This window comes from Mucilaginibacter sp., assembly GCF_036383575.1.
Lineage (GTDB): Bacteria > Bacteroidota > Bacteroidia > Sphingobacteriales > Sphingobacteriaceae > Mucilaginibacter.
This window is the reverse complement of record NZ_DASVOB010000241.1, coordinates 1-6,341: the sequence shown is the minus strand read 5'-3', so window position 1 is coordinate 6,341 and position 6,341 is coordinate 1. Positions and strand designations below refer to the sequence as shown.

The following is a 6,341-nucleotide window of genomic DNA, read 5'->3' as shown; positions in this document are numbered from 1 at the left end:
AACGGGTTGGTGGCCTGGCTAAGGATATTACCTTTTTCCTCTTCTTCGCCAATGTTCATAAGGGCAACCCGTGGGTTGTTGATATCATAAACTGTCTGGGCAAATAAACTGCCGAGCACACCGAACTGAACAAGCACATCGGGTTTGCAATCGGCATTGGCACCTACATCCAACAAAATACCCAAACCTCCTTTAAGTTTGGGTACAATAGTAGTCATAGCCGGGCGTACAACACCCGGAATAGTTTTTACGCTGAACATGGCGCCAACAAGCATAGCGCCGGTGTTACCAGCCGATGAGAAAGCCTGAATTTCACCAGCTTTTAACAGTTGAAAACCAACTGATATGCTTGAATCAGGCTTCTGAACAATAGCTTTGGTAGGATGCTCGCCCATACCAATAACTTCGGTTGTGTGTACAAACTCGAAGTTATCAGGGCTTACACCGTTTTCCTGAAGAATACTTACTGTAACTTCCTTATCGCCAATAAGTACCAGTTTCTGGTCGGCAGATAAAGTTTTATAAGCTTCGATAGCTCCTAAAACAGCTGCTTTGGGAGCGTAATCACCGCCCATAATATCTAAGCCAATCTTCATTTTCAGAAAATTAAACTTATGCTACTGCTGCTTTCTCAATAAGAACTTTACCGTTGTAGTAAACATTACCATCAACAGTATATGCTCTGTGCGGCAAATGCACAGCGCCTGTAGTTTGGCAAGTAGTTAAAGTTGGAGCTTCCGCTTTGTAATGCGTTCTGCGTTTATCTCTCCTTGATTTTGAAAATTTCCGCTTTGGATGTGGCATAATATCCTAAATTAATTATTTATTCATGTTTTTGAGCGCATCCCACCGTGGGTCTGTTTGCTCATTCTGTTCACCATTTGCCGACAAGCTGTTCAACCTATCGAGCATTTCTTTATCACAAGTTGAGGTGTTACCCTCGCCGCAAACCGATATAAACGGCACCGCGACATTAATGTATTCATATATCAGCGCAGATATATCGATCTCATGATCGTTTTTACCCAGCGCTATGATCTCTTCGTCTTCATCAACCGGCTCATCACTAAACTTAGCTATCTGCTGTTCAGTAATATCAACCTGTATTGGCAATACTTTCAAACACCTGTCGCAGGTGGTTTCAATTGTGCCATCTATCTTAAAGTTCAGGATCAGCATAGCTTCCTGCTTATCCAGTTCAACTTCACAGTGCAGGGTTGCCTTTTTAACGAGCGAATATTCAAACTCATCAAAAAAGTCATCCTGTATGTCATACTCAAACAGGTGTTTCCCCAGTTTAAGCCCCGTAAAGGGAATCGAATATTTTTTAAGCGATTTCAATGAGCAACAATTAGCCCGCAAATGTAGAGAAAAATACCATAACTGGAAAGTGTTTTTTTATTTTGCCCCTGCAGGCAGGTGAGAGGCAAAAGGTTAAAGGTAAAAGATTGATAATTAAGGAGATTAGCAAGAAGCTCATAACCTCCTTAATTATCATCAAATCAATTAACTAAAACCTCGGGCCTCATTTTTGAGGCCAGTTGCAACGCTTTGTAGGCATTTACTATACCACCTGTTTTTGATAGTGTTGCAAAATCAACCTTTTCGGTTTTGCTGCCTGGCTTTAATACCATAGTACCGGTAAGCGGAGTAGCCGAGCCTAAAATGGCTTCTTTTACCTGCTTGGCGCTCAGGGTTGGATAATATTCTAATATCAAAGCAGCTATGCCCGCTGTTATAGGCGATGAAAAGCTTGTGCCGTCTTCAGTGTCAACTTCGGCATCCGTTGTAATTGATGTAACTTTTACACCAGGCGCAAAAATATCTACGCTCTTTTTACCATAGTTCGAAAAATCGCCGGCAAGGTTTTGTCCTAATTTAGGCCCCGAAGCCCCTACACAGATCACGTTATCGGCGTCAGTTGATGATCCGTCTAAAAAGGTATCGTTCGGAAATTCAGGCTGGGTATCCATATCCTGGTTGTCATTACCGGCAGCCATTACCAATAAAACATTTTTTGATGCAGCATATTTAAAGGCCGCATCAACCCACTCCTTATGCGGCGAGATCTTTTTGCCGAAGCTCATATTAACCACCCTGGCGCCGTTATCAACCGCGTAGCGGATAGCATTAGCTACGTCCTTATCATACTCATCGCCATTAGGCACGGCTTTAATGATCATCAGCTTAACATTATCAGCCACACCATTGATACCGTAATTGTTATTTCGTACAGCACCAATTAGCCCGGCTACCCCTGTTCCGTGCGCTGCATCAGCAAATTTTACCAGGTTATTGCCATAAGGTTTGCCATCCATGGAATCCGGGGCATCCCCTACAATCCGCTTGCGCGAAGTAAGATCAGGCGATACATCATTGTTAAGCTTTGCCAGGTATTCGCTCAGGTCTTTTATGATCTTGGCATTGTTAGCATTAGCGCCCTCTTGCGAAAACACCGATTCCCAAACATATTTACTTTGGCTTAAGGTATCGTTTGTGGCTTTCACACGCACCAGGTCGGCCTGGGTAAAAGTGCCGTTGGCCGGCAAATTAAGACCGCGTTTAATGTACCCGCTGGTAACCATCAGCGCGTTCATAACCGGCGAAAGCTGGCCGATCTCGGTATTGGCCTTGTTCACGGTTGAGTCATAAACCGTTTTTACACGCAGCCAGTAAGCATATTCTTTTTTATTAGACGCAGCTGTTGAATCAGTAACTGAAGCGTATTTACCTTTCAGTTTATTGTACTCGCGCACCTCCTCGGTAGTTTGGGTAAAATCGGCTTTGCCGCCCGGGCCGCCCAAAAAGTTCCATCCATGTATATCATCAACATAACCGTTATGGTCATCATCGATGCCGTTTCCTGGAATTTCTTTTTTATTTACCCACAACACTGTTTTCAGGTCCGTTTGTGAGGTGTCGGCCCCACTGTCAATAGTTGCAACAACAACGGGCTTGCTTTTTTTACCTTGTAAAAACAAGTAAGCCTGCTTTAAGCTGATGCCGTAAAAACCGGTCTCCTTTAAATCAAGCAGGTGCCATGCTTTTGGCGGGGCGGGATCCGCCGCAGGCGCTTGCTGTGCCGACGCGGGTAAATTAATTAATAATGCTGCTGATAAAGTGGTTGCGCTTACGTATTTACAAAAATTGAACATGAACAGTGTATTATATAATGTCTTATGTAAAGACCAATGAATCGTTTTAGTTTTATTTGATCTATCCGGTCTTTTACGTGCCGGATGCCATTAATGTTAATTATACTTTCTTAGGGCGTTTCCTCCGGCCGGGCTATCCGCTCATACGCCTGCAGGCATTACGCTCATGGCCGGTATCCGCTGCTATCCCTAACGCTGTCCGAACCGGGATTTGGGTAGATTATCGGGATGGACAGGATTTTATTTCTTGTCCTACTTATAAAACAAGACTAGCAAATCCCATAAATCTTAAAAATCCCCCCAAATCCTGGTTCAGATAATCTCTTTACAAATCAAACTTGATCCCCTGGGCTAAAGGCAACGTTTTGGAATAGTTAATAGTATTGGTTTGCCTCCTCATATAAACCTTCCAGGCATCTGATCCTGATTCCCTACCGCCGCCGGTTTCCTTTTCGCCGCCGAATGCGCCGCCTATCTCTGCACCCGATGTGCCGATGTTAACATTGGCAATGCCACAGTCAGAACCGGCGTACGACAAAAATTGTTCTGCCTCACGCAAATTATTGGTCATGATAGCCGATGACAGGCCCTGAGGAACGCTGTTCTGCAGATCAATGGCTTCCTCAATAGTGCTGTATTTGATCAGGTAAAGGATAGGTGCAAAGGTTTCATGTTGCACTATCTTAAAGTGATTTTCAACCTCGGCAATACACGGCTTTACATAACAGCCCGATTCATAGCCCACTCCTTCCAGCTTACCACCTTCAACTACAAAGTTTCCTCCCTCGGCCTTGCATTTCTCAATCGAATCAAGGTATAAAGCAACGGCATCAGTATCGATCAACGGCCCCATGTGGTTATGCTCATCCAACGGGTTACCAATCCTGATCTGTTTGTACGCATTAACCAATTTCTGCTTAAAAGCGTCATAAACGCTCTCGTGAATAATAAGCCTGCGGGTACTGGTACAACGCTGACCTGCAGTGCCTACAGCGCCAAACACCGCGCCAATAAGTGACATGTCCAGATCGGCATTTTCGCTGATGATGATAGCATTATTACCTCCAAGCTCCAGCAGGCTTTTGCCCAGTCTCGCGCCAACAGCAGCACCCACAGCTTTGCCCATGCGGGTAGAACCGGTGGCTGAAACTAAGGGCACCCGTGTATCGGCGGCCATAAGCTCGCCAATGTTACGCTCGCCAATAACCAGGCATGACACACCTTCTCCAATATTGTTCTTTTTAAAAACCTCCTGTGCTATGTGCTGGCAGGCAATAGCGGTTAAAGGTGTTTTTTCTGATGGTTTCCAGATACATACATCACCGCAAACCCAGGCCAATAGCGAGTTCCAGCTCCAAACCGCCACCGGGAAGTTAAATGCCGAAATAATCCCAACAATGCCCAGCGGGTGATATTGCTCATACATGCGGTGCTCAGGCCTTTCGCTGTGCATGGTTAAACCATAAAGCTGACGGCTCAGGCCTACGGCAAAATCGGCAATATCTATCATTTCCTGTACCTCGCCCAGGCCTTCCTGTAGGCTTTTGCCCATTTCGTATGATACCAAAGTACCCAGATCTTGTTTTGCGGCGCGGAGCGCTTCACCTATCTGGCGTACAATTTCTCCACGCTTTGGGGCCGGGGTTTTACGCCAGGTTTTAAATGCTGAGGCAGCTTGTTCAACAACCTGGTTATAATCAGCTTCGGTTGCAAGACGAACCGAAGCTATCTTTTTACCGTCGACCGGCGACGTTATTTCTTTTACCGCAGCACCGGCACTGCTGCCCCAGGTGCTGCCTGTACTAAAGGCATCATTAATATCGTTTATATGTAAACGTTTTAGGATATCTGAAATATTAGGCTCCATAATTGTTACTTTTGTCAAAGGTAGAAATCTTTAGGGCAATTTTTCAGAATCACTCATCGCTTGCCTGTTGTATCCATTGTCATTAATTATCAATGCTTTGTATTGAACAGTTGTTAAGAATGTTTGAATGTTGAAAACTAAATTGCATTTTGGAGACTTACTTATTGTAATTTGAACTTCAATAAGTCTTTACAAGGCAATTTGTCAACCTAAAGCGGATGTTCTGCAAACAAAATTGAATGGAAGAAGAATTTGAATTTGGTTTTACCGAAGACCCAAAATTCTCGGTAGAACGGTACGAGGAAATGATCAGAAATCAGGACTTGTACTTTTTTGATGCCCAGGCGTTTGAGAACATTATCGACTACTACATCGAAAAAAATGATCCGGCCAGGGCATTACAGGTAGCAGAGTACGCGAGAAGCCAGCACCCTTTTGCGGCAATTTTCCTGATCAAACAGGCCCAACTGCTTGTGGTAAGCAACAAGGTTCCGGAGGCTTTTGCCGCGTTGGATAAAGCTGCTATGCTTGAAGCATCTGACGCGGATATTTACATCATCCGTGGTAACCTGTATGAAAGCCTGGAACGTTATTCGGAGGCGCTGGAAAACTACGAAAAGGCCCTTGACCTTGCCGAAGAGACCGACGAGATCCTGCTGCATATTGCCTACGTTTACCAAAATATGGGCGACTATGATACCGCCATAACCTACCTTAAGCTTTGCCTTAAGCAAAATATGGAAAACCAGGATGCCCTTTACGAGCTGGCTTTTTGCTACGATGTAATGGACAACCAGCAGGAGAGCGTTCAGTTTTACCAGCAATATATCGATAACGAGCCATACAGCTACGCGGCATGGTATAATTTAGGCAATGCCTATACTAAACTGAGCCTGTTTGAAAAAGCTATCGATGCATATGATTATGCCATATTAATTAAGGACAGCTTTGCATCGGCCTATTTCAATAAAGGTAATGCACTGGTTAACCTTGAAAAATACGCTGAAGCCATAGAAGTATACCGCCACACCTTTGAGTACGAGCAGCCCAATGCCGATACTTACTGCGCTATTGGCGAGTGCTACGAAAAGCTGGAGCAAATGGACGATGCACGCGCTTTCTACAAAAAATCAGTTAAGATGGACCCTAAGCTGGCCGATGCCTGGTTTGGAATTGGTGTTACCCTTGATTTTGAAGAACGTTATTTTGAGGCCCTGCATTTCTACAAAAAAGCATTAGACTTGGATTTAACCAACCCTGACTACTGGTTTGCCATTGCAGATGCCGAATATAAATTGGGGCACTTGGTTGAAGCCGAA

Annotated in this window: 5 protein-coding genes and 1 pseudogene; 1 reads left to right on the top strand and 5 read right to left on the bottom strand. The window is 44.5% G+C overall.

Annotation, left to right across the window (positions count from 1 at the left end; translation table 11 throughout):
• The 5 genes and pseudogenes from VF500_RS08555 to VF500_RS08535 all read right to left on the bottom strand — a co-directional run.
• Window positions 1–596: pseudogene (locus VF500_RS08555) on the bottom strand (phosphate--acyl-ACP acyltransferase); the annotation flags it as partial.
• Between the two features lie 16 nt (window positions 597–612).
• Complete coding sequence (gene rpmF / locus VF500_RS08550) at window positions 613–804, bottom strand: 50S ribosomal protein L32 (RefSeq protein WP_090534782.1); 192 nt, start codon at window positions 802–804, stop codon at window positions 613–615.
• A 15-nt stretch (window positions 805–819) separates the two neighbouring features.
• Window positions 820–1,341, bottom strand: a complete 522-nt coding sequence (locus tag VF500_RS08545) for a DUF177 domain-containing protein (protein ID WP_330859274.1) — start codon at window positions 1,339–1,341, stop codon at window positions 820–822.
• Between the two features lie 161 nt (window positions 1,342–1,502).
• Window positions 1,503–3,155 (bottom strand): S8 family serine peptidase, encoded by a 1,653-nt coding sequence (locus VF500_RS08540; RefSeq protein ID WP_330859273.1) that lies wholly within the window; start codon window positions 3,153–3,155, stop codon window positions 1,503–1,505.
• 325 nt (window positions 3,156–3,480) lie between these two features.
• Window positions 3,481–5,022, bottom strand: coding sequence for an aldehyde dehydrogenase family protein (locus VF500_RS08535; RefSeq protein ID WP_330859275.1), 1,542 nt, complete (start codon window positions 5,020–5,022; stop codon window positions 3,481–3,483).
• A 239-nt stretch (window positions 5,023–5,261) separates the two neighbouring features.
• Here VF500_RS08535 and VF500_RS08530 point away from each other — a divergent pair.
• Window positions 5,262–6,341: tetratricopeptide repeat protein (locus VF500_RS08530; protein ID WP_330859272.1), on the top strand; the 1,080-nt coding region annotated here is incomplete at its 3' end.